General features: G+C 74.1%; 10 protein-coding genes. 2 read left to right on the top strand and 8 right to left on the bottom strand.

Features of this window, described 5'->3' with window-relative positions:
* Positions 1–26 precede the first annotated feature (26 nt).
* Positions 27–1,229: an erythromycin esterase family protein gene (locus ACGFMM_RS10115; protein WP_393644993.1), complete on the top strand. Its 1,203-nt coding sequence runs from the start codon at positions 27–29 to the stop codon at positions 1,227–1,229.
* Positions 1,230–1,305: 76 nt separating this feature from the next.
* Here ACGFMM_RS10115 and metG read toward each other — a convergent pair whose 3' ends face one another.
* From metG to ACGFMM_RS10140, 5 genes are all read right to left on the bottom strand, one after another.
* The gene (metG, locus tag ACGFMM_RS10120; RefSeq protein WP_393644995.1) at positions 1,306–2,913 is read right to left on the bottom strand and encodes a methionine--tRNA ligase; all 1,608 of its coding nucleotides are present in this window, start codon (positions 2,911–2,913) and stop codon (positions 1,306–1,308) included.
* A 53-nt stretch (positions 2,914–2,966) separates the two neighbouring features.
* Positions 2,967–3,407, bottom strand: a complete 441-nt coding sequence (locus tag ACGFMM_RS10125) for a DUF4913 domain-containing protein (RefSeq protein ID WP_393644996.1) — start codon at positions 3,405–3,407, stop codon at positions 2,967–2,969.
* Positions 3,404–7,480, bottom strand: a complete 4,077-nt coding sequence (locus ACGFMM_RS10130; protein WP_393644998.1) for a trypsin-like peptidase domain-containing protein — start codon at positions 7,478–7,480, stop codon at positions 3,404–3,406. The genes ACGFMM_RS10125 and ACGFMM_RS10130 overlap by 4 nt, the downstream gene beginning before the upstream one ends.
* Before the next feature lie 85 nt (positions 7,481–7,565).
* Positions 7,566–7,883, bottom strand: coding sequence for a trypco2 family protein (locus tag ACGFMM_RS10135; protein WP_393644999.1), 318 nt, complete (start codon positions 7,881–7,883; stop codon positions 7,566–7,568).
* Positions 7,884–8,049: 166 nt separating this feature from the next.
* Complete coding sequence (locus ACGFMM_RS10140) at positions 8,050–9,615, bottom strand: VWA domain-containing protein (protein ID WP_393645001.1); 1,566 nt, start codon at positions 9,613–9,615, stop codon at positions 8,050–8,052.
* Between the two features lie 258 nt (positions 9,616–9,873).
* Between ACGFMM_RS10140 and ACGFMM_RS10145 the strand changes: the two genes are divergently transcribed.
* Positions 9,874–11,943, top strand: coding sequence for a PhoX family protein (locus ACGFMM_RS10145; protein WP_393645003.1), 2,070 nt, complete (start codon positions 9,874–9,876; stop codon positions 11,941–11,943).
* A 75-nt stretch (positions 11,944–12,018) separates the two neighbouring features.
* Here ACGFMM_RS10145 and ACGFMM_RS10150 read toward each other — a convergent pair whose 3' ends face one another.
* The 3 genes from ACGFMM_RS10150 to ACGFMM_RS10160 all read right to left on the bottom strand — a co-directional run bounded on the left by ACGFMM_RS10150 (position 12,019) and on the right by ACGFMM_RS10160 (position 16,731).
* Entirely contained in the window at positions 12,019–12,990 is a 972-nt protein-coding gene (locus ACGFMM_RS10150) for a hypothetical protein (protein ID WP_393645005.1), read from the bottom strand.
* Between the two features lie 108 nt (positions 12,991–13,098).
* On the bottom strand, positions 13,099–14,574 hold the full coding sequence (locus ACGFMM_RS10155; RefSeq protein WP_393645006.1) for an APC family permease: 1,476 nt from the start codon (positions 14,572–14,574) through the stop codon (positions 13,099–13,101).
* A 201-nt stretch (positions 14,575–14,775) separates the two neighbouring features.
* Positions 14,776–16,731, bottom strand: coding sequence for an FUSC family protein (locus ACGFMM_RS10160; RefSeq protein WP_393645008.1), 1,956 nt, complete (start codon positions 16,729–16,731; stop codon positions 14,776–14,778).
* Positions 16,732–16,816 lie beyond the last annotated feature (85 nt).

A 16,816-nucleotide genomic window follows, 5' to 3' on the forward strand; every position in this document is an offset into this window, starting at 1 on the left:
GAAGGTTCAACGATACCGTTGAAGGCATGGCAACCGACCTCAAGGACCTCGCACATCCCGTCGACGCGGCAGCCGTCCTGCGGCTGCTTCCGGACCGCCCTCGGCTGCTCGCCGTCGGCGAGCCCACCCACCGCGCGGACACCCTGCTCGACCTGCGCAACGAACTCTTCCGGCAGCTCGCCGAGGAGCACGGCTACCGCACGATCGCGCTCGAGACCGACTGCCTGGCCGGCCTGCTCGTGGACGCGTACGTGACGACGGGCGCCGGCACGCTCGACGACGTCGTGGAGCGCGGCTTCGGCCACGGCTGGAACGATCTGCCGGCCAACCGCGAACTGGTCCGCTGGATGCGGCAGTTCAACGAGAACCGCCCGCAGGAGGACCGGCTCCGCTTCGCCGGCTTCGACGGCCCGCTGGAGATCACGGCGGCCGAGAGCCCCCGGCAGCCCCTCACCGCGCTCCACGCCTTCCTCGCGGCGCACGTGGACGCGACCCTGCTCCCCTGCACGGCGCAGACGCTCGACGACCTGCTCGGCGCGGACGCCCGCTGGACGGAACCCGCCGCGATGCGGGACCCGGCCCGCTCGTTCGGCCGCTCGCCACAGGCGCGTGAACTCCGGCTCCTGGCGGACGAGTTGACGGAACTCCTGGACGAACAGGCCCCGCATCTGGCGGCCGTGGCCCCGCCGGAGGACCGGGACCGCGCGCACCTGTACGCCCGCACCGCGGTGGGCCTGCTGCGCTACCACCACTGGATGGCCGACGCCTCGCCCGGCCGGCTCGCCCGCCTGGTCGGCGTACGCGACCGCATGATGGCCGACAACCTCCACGCCCTCGCCGCCCGCGGCCCGGTCTTCACGTACGCCCACAACTCCCACCTCCAGCGGGAGCGCACCACCATGACCATGGGCGGCGCGTCGCTGCACTGGTGGAGCGCCGGCGCACTGGTGAGCGCGAGGCTCGGCGAGGAGTACGCCTTCGTCGCCACGGCCCTGGGCACGATCGAGCACCAGGGCGTGGCGGCGCCGCCCCCGGACACCCTGGAGGGCCTCCTCCACGTCCTCCCCGAGCCCCGCACGGTCTTCGACCCCCGTGCCCTGGCGGCCGCCCTGGCCGAGACGTCCCCCGCCCTCCGTGTCTCCCCCTGGTTCGGCTACGCCCCGTACGACCCGGCGCACCTGGCGTCCGTCGACGGCCTCGTGTACGTCAGGGACGTCCACGGGAGCTAGCCGGCTGCACGACAGCGGCCGCCGTCCCACCAGGGGGACGGCGGCCGCGTCGTACGGTGCCTGTGAGCCGTGGACGTCAGTCCTTCTTCGGGTCCTCCAGGCGCGGGAAGAGGACCGCGCCCTTCGTGACCGTCGCGCCGGCGGGGAGCCGGCCCCACGTGCCCGCGTCCTGCAGCGGCTGGGCCGGCAGGGCGCCCAGGGACGCCTCCGCACCGAGGGAGTCCCAGAGAGCCTGGGACGTCTCCGGCATGATCGGGTTCAGCAGGACGGCCACCGCGCGGAGGGACTCCGCGGCGGTGTAGAGGATCGTCGCGAGACGGGCGCGGCCCTCGGCCGAGTCGTCCTTGGCGACCTTCCACGGCTCCTGCTCCGTGATGTAGCCGTTGACCTGCTTCACGAAGTCGAAGATCGCCAGGATGCCGCCCTGGAAGTCCAGCTCCTCGCCGATCTTCCGGTCCGCCTCGGCGACCGCCTTGGCCAGGCCCTCGTGGACGGCCTTCTCCGCGTCGCCGTCGGCCGTCGCAGCCGGCAGCTCCCCGCCGAAGTACTTGCCGACCATCGCCGCGACCCGGGACGCCAGGTTGCCGTAGTCGTTCGCCAGCTCGCTCGTGTAGCGGGCGGTGAAGTCCTCCCAGGAGAACGAGCCGTCGCTGCCGAAGGCGATCGCGCGCAGGAAGTACCAGCGGTACGCGTCCACGCCGAAGTGCGAGGTCAGGTCCTGCGGCTTGATGCCCGTCAGGTTGGACTTCGACATCTTCTCGCCGCCGACCATCAGCCAGCCGTTGGCCGCGACCCTGCCGGGCACCGGCAGGCCCTGCGCCATCAGCATCGCCGGCCAGATCACCGCGTGGAAGCGCAGGATGTCCTTGCCGACCAGGTGCACGTTCGCCGGGAAGGTCGCCTCGAACTTCGCCGGGTTCTCGTTGTAGCCGACCGCGGTGGCGTAGTTCAGCAGGGCGTCGACCCACACGTAGATGACGTGCTTGTCGTCCCACGGGATCGGGATGCCCCAGTCGAAGGTGGACCGGGAGATCGACAGGTCCTGCAGGCCCTGCTTGACGAAGTTCACGACCTCGTTGCGGGCCGACTCCGGCTGGATGAAGCCCGGGTTGGCCCCGTAGAACTCCAGCAGCTTCGGGCCGTACTCGCTGAGCTTGAAGAAGTAGTTCTCCTCCTTGAGGATCTCCACCGGCTTCTTGTGGATCGGGCACAGCTTCGTGCCGTCCTCGGCCTCGATGAGGTCGCCGGGGAGCTTGTACTCCTCACAGCCCACGCAGTACGGGCCCTCGTACCCGCCCTTGTAGATCTCGCCCTTGTCGTACAGGTCCTGCACGAACTCCTGCACACGGTCCGTGTGCCGCTTCTCCGTCGTCCGGATGAAGTCGTCGTTCGCGATGTTCAGGTGCTCCCAGAGGGGCTTCCACGCCTCGGAGACGAGCTTGTCGCACCACTCCTGCGGGGTGACGCCGTTCGCCTCCGCGGTGCGCATGATCTTCTGACCGTGCTCGTCCGTGCCGGTGAGGTACCACACCTTCTCGCCGCGCTGACGGTGCCAGCGCGTGAGCACGTCGCCTGCGACGGTCGTGTAGGCGTGGCCCAGGTGAGGAGCGTCGTTGACGTAGTAGATGGGGGTCGAGACGTAGTACGCCTTCGCCCCCTGCTTCTCGGATCCAGTGGCCGCCATGGTCGAAATCCTATCGGCCCCCCGAAGATCCACTCACCGCGCTGAGACGGCCCTCAGTCCAGGCTCCACGGGTCCTCCGCGGGCAACGCGTACACCGGGCCGTCGAGGACGCCCGGCGGGGCGGGCGTCACGGGCAGCGGGGGCAGGGAGACGTGCCCGCCGGCCGCCTTGCAGGCGGCGAACGGCCCCGTGACCGGGTGCAGCAGCACCGCCAGGTGGGGATCGGCGTGGTGCAGCCACCAGCTGGACATGCCCAGCGAGCTGTCCAGGCGCAGGTACTCGAAGGCGCGCCACATGGCGCTCAGCCGGACGAGCGCCTCCGCGTGCTGCCACCAGTCCGGACACCAGGCGTACACCGGCCCCGCCGCGTCCCGGCCGAGGATCTGGACCAGGTACTCCGCGACGAACGCCTCCAGGCCGGGGAAGACGAGGGCCCGGGACGGCTCCTCCTCCATGAGGCGGCGGTCCTCGTCGTCGACGTGCTCCGTGCTCATCGGTGCCTCCGGTGGGTGATGCGGGTGGTGTGCCCGGTGCGCAGCGCCGTCGCCTCGTCCGCCCGGCCGAGCCGTTCCAGTACGCGGACGAGGCCGGCGACCGCGGGCTGCGGTGCGTGCGCTTCGGGCAGCAGGGCGACGGCCTCCAGCGCGGGGGCGAGGGCCTCGCGCGCCTCGCGCGGCCCGCCGTGCCGCGCGCACGCCAGCAGGACCTCCGCCTGCTGGTGCAGGACGTGCGAGAGGTACGGAGCGTTCTCTCTGCCGTCGGCGACGGCCCGCCGGGTCTCCGCGACGGCGCGGCGGGCCAGGGACCGTGCATCCGCGCGCTCCGCCGGGCCGCGGGCCGTGCGCGCACGGGCCGTCGCCAGGACGATGAGGGCCCTCCACGTCACGGGGTTCTCCTCGTGCCGCGCCGCCTCCAGGGCCAGCTCTGCCGCCTGGGCGGCAGAGCGGTCGAGCCCCGCCCCGAGCCGGGCCTCGGCCAGCAGGAAGGCCCGGTGGCGAAGGACGGCGTACTCCTCGGGGACGGGCCGCTCGGCCACCACGCGCCGCTGGAGGGACACCGCCCGGGCCAGCAGCCGCCGCCCCTCCGCGGGGCGGGACGCGAGCACGCTCGTGCCGAGCGCGAACGCGCAGGCGCCCAGGGAGGTGGGGTCGACCGGACCGCCGGGGCGCAGCAGCAGCGGTTCCGCCCGGCGCAGCAGCACGCGCTCGGCCGCCGGCCGTCCGGCGGCCGAGTAGCAGGACGCCAGCCGCATCAGCGTGTGCGCCAGATCGGCCCGGGAGGTCCGCACGTCGTCGAGCTCCGGCCTCGGATCCTGTTCCGCTCCCGCCGGCCGTTCCCCGGCCGCGACGCGCTCCGCCTCCGCCTCCGCCGTCTCCCGGACCGCGCGCCGCAGCGCGACCGCCTCCCACAGCGGGCCCGCCGCCTCGGCGTACCGGCCCAGCTCCATCAGGCAGCCGCCCAGCGCGTACGCCGACCAGGCCAGCTGACGGCTCGCCTTGCTGCTCGCGGGCGCGGTCCGGCGCTCCTCGTACGCCTTCCGGTAGGAGTCCGCCGCCTCCTGCGTCCGCCCCTCGGCGTGCAGGCTCATGCCGTGCCAGTGGAGCGAGAAGCCGAGCTGCTCCCGGCGGCGGCGTTCGGGGATGCCCGGGGAGGCCCGCAGCACGGCCACCGACTCGGCCAGCGCCCGCTGCGCCTCCGGCTGCCGCTGCGCGTAGTAGTGGATCTCGCCCAGCCGGTACAGATCGACCCCGAGACTCTCCGCGTACACACGCGGCAGGTCGTGGGCGCGGCGACGGCGGATCGCGACGGCCTCGGCGCACAGCGCGGTCGCCTCCGCCAGGCGCTCGTCCCTGGCGTAGACCACGGACAGCGACACCAGCGCGCCGGCCAGCTTCGACGCGTTGGCGTCCCGGTTCGCGGCGGCGAGCCGGCGCCACAGCGACACGGCCTCCTCGTCGTGCGCCAGGGCCTGCTCCAGTTTGCCGTCGTTCCAGTACCCGACGCTGGTGTCGCCGAGCGCGTCGGCGAGGAGGCCGAGATGCGAGCCGGGACGTTCCCGCTCCAGCTGCCGGCTCAGCCGCAGCGCCTCCCGCGTGTGCGTGTCGGACTCCTGCCGCCGCCCGGTCCGCCACAGCACGACCGCGGTGACGCTCAGGCCGCGCACCAGGTCGGGAAGCTGCCGCTCCGGGTCGGCGGCGGCCAGCCGGCGGTGGATGCCGAGCGCCCGCAGGGCGGGCTCCCACGCCTCGTCGGGCCGGTCCAGCCACGTCAGGCAGCTGACCCGCAGCGACAGGGAGCTCGCCAGGTCCGCCTCGTGCGCCGCCGGGTCCGCGGCCGCCAGCCGCTCCCGCATCCGCACGGCCGTGTCCACGTGTTCCAGCGCCTCCCCGTCGCGGCGCAGGCTCAGCGTGCGCCGGGCGAGGTTGTGGTGGGCCCAGGCGAGATCGGCCTCCGTGATCGCGGTGCCGCCCGCGTCACGCTCCTCCTCGTACGCGGCGAGCAGGTCGGCCGCGATCCGGGCGGCGAACCGGGCCAGCACGTGCGAGGTCTCGGGCAGGGCCGCCGAGGTGCGCCGCAGCACCGCCGCGCTCGGGTGGACGGTGCGCAGCGCCTGATGGAGCCGGGCCAGGACCGTGCCCGCCTCGTCCGGCCGGTCCGCGTTGGCGTGCGCGACGACCGACCGGGCCAGCACGATCAGGGCCTGGACCAACTGCTCGTCCGACGCGCCGGCGAACAGCGAGGGCAGCAGCGCCGGGTCCGCGATCACCTCCGTGGACGCCTGGAACTCGGCGACCCGGTCCGGCTGCAGCAGCCCCCAGTACCGGCCGTGCGAGGACGGGTACAGCTCGTGCAGCCAGTCCGCGAGCGGCGCGCACAGCCCGGCCGTCACCTCGGGGATGCGGGCCACGGTACGCAGCGCCTCCGCGCGGTCGGCGGCGCCGAGCAGGCCGGCCGTGGCCACCGCCTTGCGCAGCAGCGGCAGATCGCGCGGGCCGAGACCGACCGACTCCGCGGTGTTCTCCCAGTACCGCTCCTCGTGCCGCAGCAGGCCCTCCTGGACCGTGTCGAGGCCGTCCGCGAGCGGCCGCGGGCCGAGCTGCAGCAGCGCGGTCAGCGCGCCCATCTGGACCGTCAGGGCCGCCTCGAAGGCGGCGCGTCTCCGGCGCGGTGCGGGCCGCGCCCGCCGGGCCAGCGCGGGCCAGTCCACCCCGGCGTGCCCCGGGACGAGGCCGAGCAGCGGCGCGAGGTCGGCGGCGGCCAGCGCGAACGCCTCGTCGCGGCCCTCCACGGTGTCGTCGAGGGCGTGCAGCCGGACGACCGGAGCGGTGCTCAGGATGTCGTGCACGGCGCCGGACGCGCCGAGCGCGGCGGTCTTCCACGTGCCCTCCGAGCGGGCCAGCAGCAGGATGCGGAACCGCCGCCCGGCCTGCCGGGCCTCGGCGATCAGCTGCCGGACGAGCCGGGGCTGCATCTCCGCGTAGTCGACGACGACCAGGGCGTCGACCTGGAGCCGGGCCAGCGGGCTCAGGTCCGGCGCCACGCCCGGGCCGGACCGGAGGTCGGAGCGGAGCTGCCCGGCCGCCCAGCCGCGTGCGCGCAGGGTGGCCGTCAGCCGGCGCGAGAGCCGTGTCTTGCCCTGGCCGCTGGGGCCGACCAGGGCCCGTACGGACAGGACTTCGGGGTCCTGCTCGCACCAGGCCAGCAGCTCGTCGCAGACCTCGGCGCGGCCCCGGAAGGCGACGGCCTCGGTGTCGGCGCGCAGCAGCATCAGCGGCGAGCGCAGGTCGCGCTCCGGCGGCGCGGGGTCGAGCAGCCCGTCCAGCTCGGCGGCCTCCAGTTCCGGTGGGACGGCGGCGTGCGCGGTGACGACGGCGCGGAAACCGGGGTCGGCGACCAGCGCGCGACTGCGGGTGGCGGTCAGGCGCGCTCCGGTGCGGGCGTGGCGGTCGTCCCGGACGACCCCGATGAGCAGCCGGTCGCGGAACACGGCCGCGCCGGACATGCCCGACCAGGGGGACGGGGCGTCGTCCGCCGCCCCGGAGGCGTGGGGGCCGTACGGGGAGTGGACGCCAAGCAGTTCGTAGCGGTGGGCGGCGGCGCCGGTCAGCGGGTTGATCCGGGCGGAGAACTGTTCGGCGGTGCGGCGCGGCGGGGCGCCCGCCTCCGGCACGGTCCGTCCCATGCGCGGGAAACCCAGGCAGGTGACCGGCTGTTCGGCGGCGGCCGTGACGAGCAGGCCCCAGCGCTGGACGCGGCGGTTGGGGTTGCCCGCGAAGGACGGCGGAGCCTGCCAGTCCGCGTCCGTCACCTCGAGCAGGGCGGCGTCGGCCGTCCGGTCCTCCCGCCGCCAGCGCACGGCCGCCCGCCACGGGCGCGGTTCGGCGTCGGTGTCGGCGTCGGCGACGAGACCCGGGCCGGGCAGCGTCACGGTGACGTCGGCGGCGTCCGGCGGGACGACATGGGCGGCCGTCAGGACCAGCCGGGGCGCGACGAGGTAGCCGGAGCCGAACCGGGCCGGCCCGTCGCCGCGGCGCGCGCGTATCTGCACGGCACGGTCCATCTCCATGCGCACCCCCGTACGCGCTCGCTCCGGTCGTGCTCCCCGTGCCCGTGCTCCCCGTGCGTGTGCTCCCCGTGCGTGTGCTCCCGTGCTACTCGATGTCGCCGATCGCCGTGTCGCCGCCGTCGGCGCGCTGCGGGCGCAGTTTCAGGGCGATCCGCTGCACGGATCTGCGGCTGCCCTCCGTACGCCCCCTGGCCTCGACGATCCCGAAGCGCAGACCGCCGCCGCCCTCGCGGGTGCGGATCAGCTCCGCCTCGAACTCGACGGTGATCTCGTCGACCCCGAACCGGACCTCGGACCGCTGCGCCCGGCGCTGGGCCTCCGCCACCTGCACGCGCAGCAGGTCGAGCGCGTCGGCCAGGTCGAGCCAGTCCTCGCCGCCGTGGTTCGTGACACTCGTGGTCATCGGTATGTCCCCCCTCAGCACACGGTCAACACCCGTGGGAATCAACGGAGACGGGGTGGCGGATGGTTCCCGTGGGGGTTCCCCCGGGGGCGACGACGACGAAGCCCCGCCCCCGGGGCGGGGGCGGGGCTCGTGGTCGCTGCGCGCGCGGTGACGCGTCGGCCGGTCAGGCGGTGTAGCCGTCCAGCAGGCCCTTGAAGAACACCGGGTGCGGGAGCTCGGCCGGGGTGGGGCCGGCGTGGAAGAACGCCGCGTGCGGGACGTCCAGCTTGCGGAGGTAGTCGAACGCCTTCGCGTCCTCCTCGCCGAAGGCGACGAACCGCCAGTGGATCGGGCGGTCCGCGGCGGAGGCGAGCGCCTGCGTCGCGGCGGTACGGGACTCCGGCGCGCCGTCGGTCTGGAACACCACGAACGCGGGGCGCGCGGGGTCGGCCTTCTCGTGGTGCGCCAGCACCTCGGCGATCGCGCGGTCGTAGTTGGTCCGGCCCATGCGGCCGAGGGAGTCGTGCAGGCCGGCGATGCGGCCGTCGACGTTCTCGAGCGTGAGGTCGCCCGTGCCGTCGACCTCGGTCGAGAAGAACACGACCGGCACGGTCGCCTCCTCGTCGAGGTGCGCGGCGAGCGCGAGCGCCTGCTCGGCGAGGTGCTGGACGGAACCGTCCTTGTAGTACCCGCGCATGGAGAGCGACCGGTCGACCACGAGGTACACCGCCGCGCGCGTCCCGGTCAGCCCCTGCGCCTTGAGCACGGCGCCGGCGGCCTTGTACGCGTCCACGACCTGCGGCGCGCCCTTCTTGACGCGGGCGAGCGTGAGCGCGGGGGTGCCGGCGGCCGCAACGACGACCTCACGAGCGCCCTCATCGTCCGCCGCCTCAGACACGTCGCCGTCGGCGGCCGGCTCCTCGACCTGCGCCTCAGGCTCGGCGGCCGGGGCGTCCTCGGCCTGCGCCTCTGCGTCCTGTGCCTCTTCGGCCTGGGCCTCCGGCGCGTCCTCGGCCTTGGCTTCGGGCTCCTCGGCCGTGGCGACGGCCTCGGTCTCGGCGGCGGGCTCCTCCGACTCGGCGGCCGCGGCGGCCGGTTCATCGGCGGCCGGGGTCTCCTCGGCGTCGGCCTCGGCGACGACCGGCTCCGCCGGCGTCTCGGCCTCGGCGTCCTGTGCCTCTTCGGCCTGGGCCTCCGGCGCGTCCTCGGCCTGGGCCTCCGGCTCCTCGGCCGTGGCGACGGCCTCCGGCTCCTCGGCGGCGGCCTCGGCCTCGGCCACAGGCTCCTCGGCCACGGTCTCGGCCGCAGCGGTCTCCGGCTCGGCCTCCGCGGCCGGCGCCTCCGACTTGGCGGTCTCGGCCGCCGGTTCATTCGCAGCGTCGGCCTGCGCCTCAGGCGCGTCCGTCTTCGCCGCGTCCGCCTCCGTGCCGATTTCCGCCGTCTCCACCAGTGCGGTCAGTTCCTCGACCGTCACCGGCGGCTCCGCAACCGGCTCGGTCTCGGGCGTGCTTGCCGGCTGTTCGGTGCGGGCCTCGGGGACCTTGGCCTGCGGCGGGTTGTCGAAGGACGCGGCGACCAGGGCCTGGGCGGCCTTCTCCGCCTGGCTCTGGGCGGGGACCGTGGGCGCGTCCTTGGTCGCGGTCGTGGTGGCCGTCGGCTCCGCCTGGGTCGGGACGGAGGTTGCCGGCGACTCGTTCTGCTCCGCACGGTCGCGTCCGAACACCTTGCGCAGCAAACTCCGAATGCCCATGAGCGAGGCCTTTCGCATGAGTGGTGTGCCGTCTATGTCCGTACTGGGGGAATCATCCCTGGCCAGGGCGGACACGTAAGGTTAGCGGCCTGCCGTGTCGCCGCCCGCGCCCCGGTCGGCCCTTCGTCGCGCCCGGTCGCCGCGGGTTCATCAGCCGTTCATTCCACCGCTGCCCGCGTGCAGATCCGCGCACATACCGTCACCGCCGGACGGATACCCGACACCATGTCGGCGCAGTGTGCGCCGGAGGAGGACGAAGTGCGCAAACTGCTGCCGCTGCTGAACACCAACCCCCACGGGGGCGGTCGTTCCGCGCTCACCTGCCGCTACCGCTGCGGTGACGCCTGCTTCCACGAGGTGCCGAACACCAGCGACAACGAGTACGTCGGCGACGTCATAGCCGGCGCGCTTTCGCGCCGTTCGATGATGCGCGCCGCCGCCGTGGTCACCGTGGCCTCCGCCGCCGGCGCCGGCATCGCCCTCGGCGGCGCGCCCTCCGCCGACGCCACCCCGGCCGCCGCCGCGGCCGCGTACAAGCGCCGCAACGACGGCGCCCGCGGCCTCCGCTTCCAGCCGGTCGCCCCCAACACCGCCGACCAGGTCACCGTTCCGGCCGGCTACAGCCAGAACGTCGTCATCCGCTGGGGCGAGCCGATCCTCCGCGGCGCCCCGGCCTTCGACGCCGAGAAGCAGACCGCCGCCGCGCAGGCCGGCCAGTTCGGCTACAACAACGACTTCCTCTCGCTGCTCCCGCTCCGCGGCGAGCGGGGCCGCCAGGTGCTCGTGGCCAACCACGAGTACACCGACGAAGTCCTCATGTTCCGCGGTTACGACGCCGCGAACCCGACCCGCGAGCAGGTCGAGATCGCCTGGGCCGCGCACGGCCTGTCCGTGGTCGTCGTCCAGGAGGAGCACCGTTCCGGCAAGCTCTCCCCGGTCCGCCGCCACCCGCTCAACCGGCGTCTGCACAACGGCTCCGAGTTCGAGCTGACCGGCCCGGTCGCCGGCCACGCCCTGGTGAAGACCTCCGTGGACCCGGCCGGCCGTACCGTCCTCGGCACGCTCAACAACTGCGCCGGCGGCACCACCCCGTGGGGCACCACGCTCCACGGCGAGGAGAACTTCAACCAGTACTTCGCGAACGGCTCCTCCGCCACCGACAAGCGCTACGGCATCGCCGCCGGCCCCACCGAGCGCAAGTGGGAGCGTTTCGACAAGCGCTTCGACGTCGCCCAGGAGCCCAACGAGGTGCACCGCTTCGGCTGGGTCGTCGAACTCGACCCGTACGACCCGGAGTCCACCCCGCGCAAGCGCACCGCCCTCGGCCGCTTCAAGCACGAGGCCGCGCAGCCGCGCCTGACCGACGACGGCCGCCCGGTCGTCTACATGGGCGACGACGAGCGTTTCGACTACTTCTACAAGTTCGTCTCCTCGAAGCGGATGAAGAAGGGCGGCTCGCGCGCCGCCCACGCGCACAACCTCACCCTGCTCGACGAGGGCACCCTGTACGTCGCCAAGCTCTCCGGCGACTCTCCGGCCGCCGAGATCGACGGCACCGGCAAGCTCCCGAACGACGGCGAGTTCGACGGCTCCGGCGTCTGGATCCCGCTGGCCACGGCGGGCCCGGACGGCGCGGTCTCGCACGTCCCCGGCATGACCGCCGAGGAGGTGTTCGTCTTCACCCGCCTCGCCGGTGACAAGGTCGGCGCCACCAAGATGGACCGCCCCGAGGACGTCGAGCCGTCCCCGCGCTCCGGTCGCGTGTACGTCGCGCTGACCAACAACTCCAACCGCGGCAAGGGCACCAACCCGGGCGCGGACGAGGCCAACCCGCGCAACCTCAACAAGCACGGCCAGATCCTGGAGCTCGCCGAGCACTGGGACGACCCGGCCTCGGACGGCTTCGCCTGGCGTCTGTTCCTCGTCGCCGGCGACCCGAACGACCCGGCCACGTACTTCGCGGGCTTCCCGAAGGAGAAGGTCAGCCCGATCTCCTGCCCGGACAACGTGGCGTTCGACCCGTACGGCAACCTGTGGATCTCCACGGACGGCAACCAGCTCGGCTCGCACGACGGCCTGTTCGGCGTCGCCACCCACGGCGAGCGCCGCGGTGAGCTGAAGCAGTTCCTGACCGTGCCGAAGGGCGCCGAGACCTGCGGCCCGATCATCCAGGACCGCCGTGTCCTGGTCGCGGTCCAGCACCCGGGCGAGATCGACGGCGCGTCCGTCGAGAACCCGGCGTCCGTCTGGCCCGACGGCCCGGGTAAGATCGTCCGCCCGTCGGTCGTGGCGGTCTACCGCACGGACGGCGACGACATCGGCGTCTGAGCGGTGAACGTCTGAGACGAGTGAGGGGCACGGGGCCGTCCACCCGTGCCCCTCGCTTCGTGAGCGCCTCACAACTCAACCGAGGTCCAGGCCCTCCCTGAATCTCGTGAACTGCTCCTCCGGGTCCCCCGTGTACGCCCACGGCACCCACGCCGCCCACGCCCCCAGCATCCCGAGGACCCGGCCGGCCACCACGTGCTCGCCCGCGTAACAGGCGGCGTGCGCAAGGTAGTTGAGGTCGGCGACCTCCTCCGGCGCCACCGGGCGCCCCGTGTCCCGGTCGTCGATCCAGCGCTCGGCCGTGCGGCGCACCTCCGTCACCGCCAGCTCGTGCTTCCAGTGCTGGTCGAAGCCGCGCACCGGACCCCGGCCGCGCGCCGCGTCGGCGATGTAGCGGTACTCCTCCACCCGCGCCATCTGCACCAGGACCGGCAGCGGCGAGCCGGGCGGGGCGATCCCGGCGGCGTTGCGCGCGAAGTCGTACATCGCGCCGTGCGTGCCGTGCCAGCGCGCCGACCAGTACCGCATCACCTGCGCGTGGCCCTCCAGGTTGTACGGGTCGCGGCGGCGCAACTCGTCGAACCAGTGCCGCAGTTCGCCGCGCGCGACCCCGCCCTCGTACAGCCGGGCCACCGTCAGCAGCGACACCCACGGCATCGGGTCCCCCGGCGCCGCCTCCGCCGCCTGCAGGCACGCCTCCACCGCCGCGTCGAGGCGGCCCCGGTCCACGGCGGAGCCGCGGCCGATCGCGATGGCCTCGTTGAAGACCCGTACGACCACGGTCGCCGCCCGCAGCACCGCCGCGTCCGGGTCGTCGGGCTCGGCGGCCCGCCAGGACTCCGCGGCCGAGCTGTCGGCGGCGGCGTGCGAGAGCAGCCGCAGCCGGTGGGTGCGGCGCGCCCAGTCCGTGCCGGTGGCCCGCAACAGGTCGCGGACGCCCTGCCAGCGGCCGATGACCATGTCCTGGCGCGCGGCGGTGAGCGGCCGGTCGCCGTGGTCGGGGTCGAAATCCGGTACGAATCGGGCGGGGCGGCGGCGGGCGGCCATCGGCTCTCCTTCCGGGCGGCTCGGCGGGTGTCGGTGAGGCGCGTGTGTCGTCGGCGGTTCGGTCGTCGGCGGTTCGGTCGTCAGCAGTCGTTCGTCAGCGGTCGTTCGTCAGAAGTCCGTGGCCGGTACCCCGTCGTCCCGGCGCGGGCGGCGCGGTCGCCGGGTGGACGGCGGCGGGTCGGCGGCCAGCGCGCGCGTGGCGCACAGGGGCGCGGGCCGGTAGTAGGCGCTGCCCTTCCGCCAGTACACGACCATGGGGACGAGCCCGAGGAGCAGTCCGCCGAGCCCCATGGTGAGCGAGGTGCCGGACAGCTCGCCCAGTGACTGGGCGAACACCCAGAGCATGAACGCCGAGCCGAGCAGCGGCCACACCCCGCCGAGCACGAAGTCCCGTACGGAGCGCAGGAGCAGACCCCGGTAGGCGACGACGGCGGCGAGGCCGGCGAGGGCGTAGTAGAACGCGATCTGCAGCCCGATGGCGGCGACGGCGTCGCGCAGCACCGACTGCACGGAGCCGGCGGCGGCCGCCGCGGCGAACAGCACGAGCGCCGCCACGCCGACGGCGGCGATGGCCACCCAAGGGGTGTTCCAGCGGCGGTGCACGGCGCCGAGCCTCTCCGGCAGGGTGCGGTCGCGGCCCATCGCGAACAGGGAGCGGGTGACCTGGATGAGGGTGGTCTCCAGGGTGGCGACGGTGGACAGCAGCACGGCCACGACCAGCACCTTCCCGCCGACGCCGGGCCAGATCTCCTGGCCGAGGACGGCCAGCACGTTCGCCCCGCCGGCCTCGATCCGCTCGGCGCTCAGCAGCACGTTCACGGTGACCGTGACGGCCTCGAAGAGCAGGAAGACGACGCCGAAGCCGATCAGCGCGGCCCGCCCCGCGGTGCGCCCGCTGTTCCGGGTCTCCTCGCTGAGGTTGCTGGTGACGTCCCAGCCCCAGTAGTAGAACGCGGCGATCAGCGCGCCCGACGCGAAGCCGGCCGTTCCGTCGAAGCCGTCGAGCCCGAACCAGGACCAGTCGAAGGCGGTCGCCGCGCCGCGGTGCAGCAGTGCGGCCAGCAGGAAGGCCAGCAGGATCGCGATCTCGGCGCCGGTGAGCAGGAGTTGGGCGCGGGCGGTGAGCCGGGTGCCGCCGAGCACCACGAGCAGCATCATCAGGAACCAGCCCGCGCCGACGGCGGCGGCGAGCGGGGTGTTCCCGGCGAGGTCCGGGTCGATCAGGGAGAGCGTGAGCACGCCGGCGGGCAGCGAGCCGGCCACCATGAACACGGTCGCGGACACCACGAGCGCCCAGCCGGACAGGAAGCCGAGGAACGGGTGCAGGGTGCGGCCCACCCACGAGTACCCGGCGCCCGCGTTGACGTCGATCCGGCCCAGCCGGGCGTACGCGAGGACGATGCCGAGCATCGGGAGCGCGCAGTACAGCAGCGCGGCGGGACCGGCATGCCCGACCGCGCCGAACAGGACGGCGGTCGTGGCGGCGAGCGAGTACGCCGGGGCGCTGCCGGCGACCGCCATCACCACGGTGTCGGACGTGCCGAGGACGTTGGCCTGGAGCCCTCTGCCGGTGGAACTGCGCATGGCGGATGTCCTTGTGTGACCCGTGGGAAAGGGACGCTGTGGAGCTGCGGAGTGGGTGCGTGCCTCCGGCGCCGTTGGCCGCCTGGGTGCGGGTGCCTTCCGGTGCGCGCGTGAATGGGCGCATCGTAGTCGTACCGGCCGGTCTGCGGTGACGGCGGTGGCAGGGATTCCGCTGCCGGCGCAGCACGTGGGCGCCGCGCGCTACTTGGGGGTCGGCGTCGCGATCGCGCGGGCGGCCAGGACCTCCTGCCGCAGCGGGCGCAGCACGCTGTCGTCGGGGCCGGTCAGCTCGGTGTGCACCTCGACCAGGATCTCGGACTCGCGCAGCCCGGCGGCGAGTTCGCGCAGTTCCCGCTCGATGGCGGCGGCCTCGGCCAGGTCCGGCGGCGGGGCGCCGTGGTCGACGCGGACGCGGGCGGCGGTGGTGGCGTCGACGATCCGCTCGACGGCGACGAGCAGCGGCCACCAGGCGGCGGCGCGCGCTCCGGTCGGCGGCGGCTCGGTGAGGGCGCGCTGGAACTCGGCGCGCACGGCGGACAGGTCGCGGTACAGCTTGCGGCGGGAGCGGACGCGGGCGGGCTGCTCGGAGGCGTTCGCCGAGAACGCGAGAGACACGTACCGCGCGGCGTCGGCGACGGCGTCGGCGAGCCGGTCGCCGATCCGGGTGTGCCAGGACTCCGGCCAGAGCAGATAGCCGGCGATCAGGGAGATCCCGCAGCCGATGAGGGAGTCGTACAGGCGGGGCAGGATCAGGTCGAAGCCCTCGCGGTTGATCAGGTCGGAGAGCAACAGGATGACCGGGGTGATGGCGGCGGTCTGGAAGGCGTACCCCTTCGCGGAGAACGCGGGGATGAGACCGGCGAGGACGAACATCACCGGCACGTCCCACCAGCCGCGCGGCACCTCGGCGAGCACGATCGCCGCCGTCACCAGGCCGAGGCAGGTGCCCAGCGCGCGGAGCACGGCGCGCGAGAACACCGAGCCGAAGTCGGGCTTCATCACGAAGGTGACGGTGAGCGCGACCCAGTACGAGCGGGGCACCTCGATCAGCGAGACCAGGGCCTGGGCGAGTCCGATGCACAGCGCGAGGCGCAGCCCGTACCGCCAGGACTCGTCGGACAGCAGGACGCCGCGGGCGGTGCGGCGGATCCGGACGCGCAGGGCGGCGGGGCGGCCGAGCCGGTCGTCGACGTTGTACGGGTTGGGCTCGGCCTTGTGGACGACGGTGGCGGCGTAGCGCAGGGCGTGGTCGACGGCCCGCTCGGACGGAAGTGCGGGGGCGGGCAGGTCGAGCTCGTGGTCGCCGGTGCGGCCCTCCTCGACGGCGTCGGCGAGATCGCGCACGGCGGCCGGGATGCGCGGCGGCATCGGCCCGGTCCGACGGGCCTTCAGATGGGACGCGGGGGCCGCCTCGACCAGCGGGATCAGGGCGTTGAGCTGGGCGAGCAGCCGGATCAGCACGGGCGCCCGGCCGTGCTCGCGGGCGCGGCGGCCGACGATGAGGTCGTACGCCTGGTTCAGCGCCTGGGTGACGTCGCGCCGGCGCCCCTCGTACGCGTCGGTGCCCGCGGCCTCCAGGACGTCGGCCACGGCCCGGTACGCGGCGGCCACCGACGCCTTCTCGGGCGCGCCGCGCCGCAGCGGCCAGCCGAGCAGGCTCAGCGCGAGGACGACCAGTCCGCCGAGGCCGAGCAGCACGGCCGGCAGCCACCACGGGTCGGGCATCGGCAGACCGGCCCCGACGACGGTGTTGAGCAGCAGGAGCAGCCCGGAGACGGAGGCGATGGCCCCGATGGAGGAGATCATCCCGGAGACGAGCGCGACGAGGGTGACCACGACGACGGTGGTCCAGCCGTGCCCGAAGACGAGGGAGCCGAGGGTGACGCCGAGGGCGCCGAAGAGCTGGGGGACGGCGATGTTGAGCAGCCGCATCCGGTAGGCGTCGGCGGTGTCGCCGATGACGCCGGAGAGCGCGCCCATGGAGACCAGCGCGCCGTACACGGGCCGGTCCGTGGCCATCCCGACGGCGAGCGGTGCGGACAGCGCGACGGAGGCCCGCGCCACGGCCGCCCACGGCACCGGCGCCTTCTGGGGCCGCAGCCCCGCCACGAGCCACTCGGGCGGTGCGAGCTGAGCGAGCCGAGCACGACGAACCATGCGACCACCCTAGGGTCACGCGGTGGGCCCGCCCCGTGTCACCTGCGGTCCTGTGTCACCTGCGGTCCTGTGTCGGCTGCGGTCC

Origin of the sequence: Streptomyces sp. NPDC048604 (assembly GCF_043199435.1) — a bacterium.
Lineage (GTDB): Bacteria > Actinomycetota > Actinomycetes > Streptomycetales > Streptomycetaceae > Streptomyces.

Bases quoted from the DNA above. Each gene is read 5' to 3' on its own strand.
- ACGFMM_RS10135 (WP_393644999.1), bottom strand. From the start codon at position 7,883: ATGACCACGAGTGTCACGAACCACGGCGGCGAGGACTGGCTCGACCTG.
- metG (WP_393644995.1), bottom strand. From the start codon at position 2,913: ATGGCGGCCACTGGATCCGAGAAGCAGGGGGCGAAGGCGTACTACGTC.
- ACGFMM_RS10130 (WP_393644998.1), bottom strand. From the start codon at position 7,480: ATGGAGATGGACCGTGCCGTGCAGATACGCGCGCGCCGCGGCGACGGG.
- ACGFMM_RS10160 (WP_393645008.1), bottom strand. From the start codon at position 16,731: ATGGTTCGTCGTGCTCGGCTCGCTCAGCTCGCACCGCCCGAGTGGCTC.
- ACGFMM_RS10125 (WP_393644996.1), bottom strand. From the start codon at position 3,407: ATGAGCACGGAGCACGTCGACGACGAGGACCGCCGCCTCATGGAGGAG.
- ACGFMM_RS10155 (WP_393645006.1), bottom strand. From the start codon at position 14,574: ATGCGCAGTTCCACCGGCAGAGGGCTCCAGGCCAACGTCCTCGGCACG.
- ACGFMM_RS10140 (WP_393645001.1), bottom strand. From the start codon at position 9,615: ATGGGCATTCGGAGTTTGCTGCGCAAGGTGTTCGGACGCGACCGTGCG.
- ACGFMM_RS10150 (WP_393645005.1), bottom strand. From the start codon at position 12,990: ATGGCCGCCCGCCGCCGCCCCGCCCGATTCGTACCGGATTTCGACCCC.
- ACGFMM_RS10115 (WP_393644993.1), top strand. From the start codon at position 27: ATGGCAACCGACCTCAAGGACCTCGCACATCCCGTCGACGCGGCAGCC.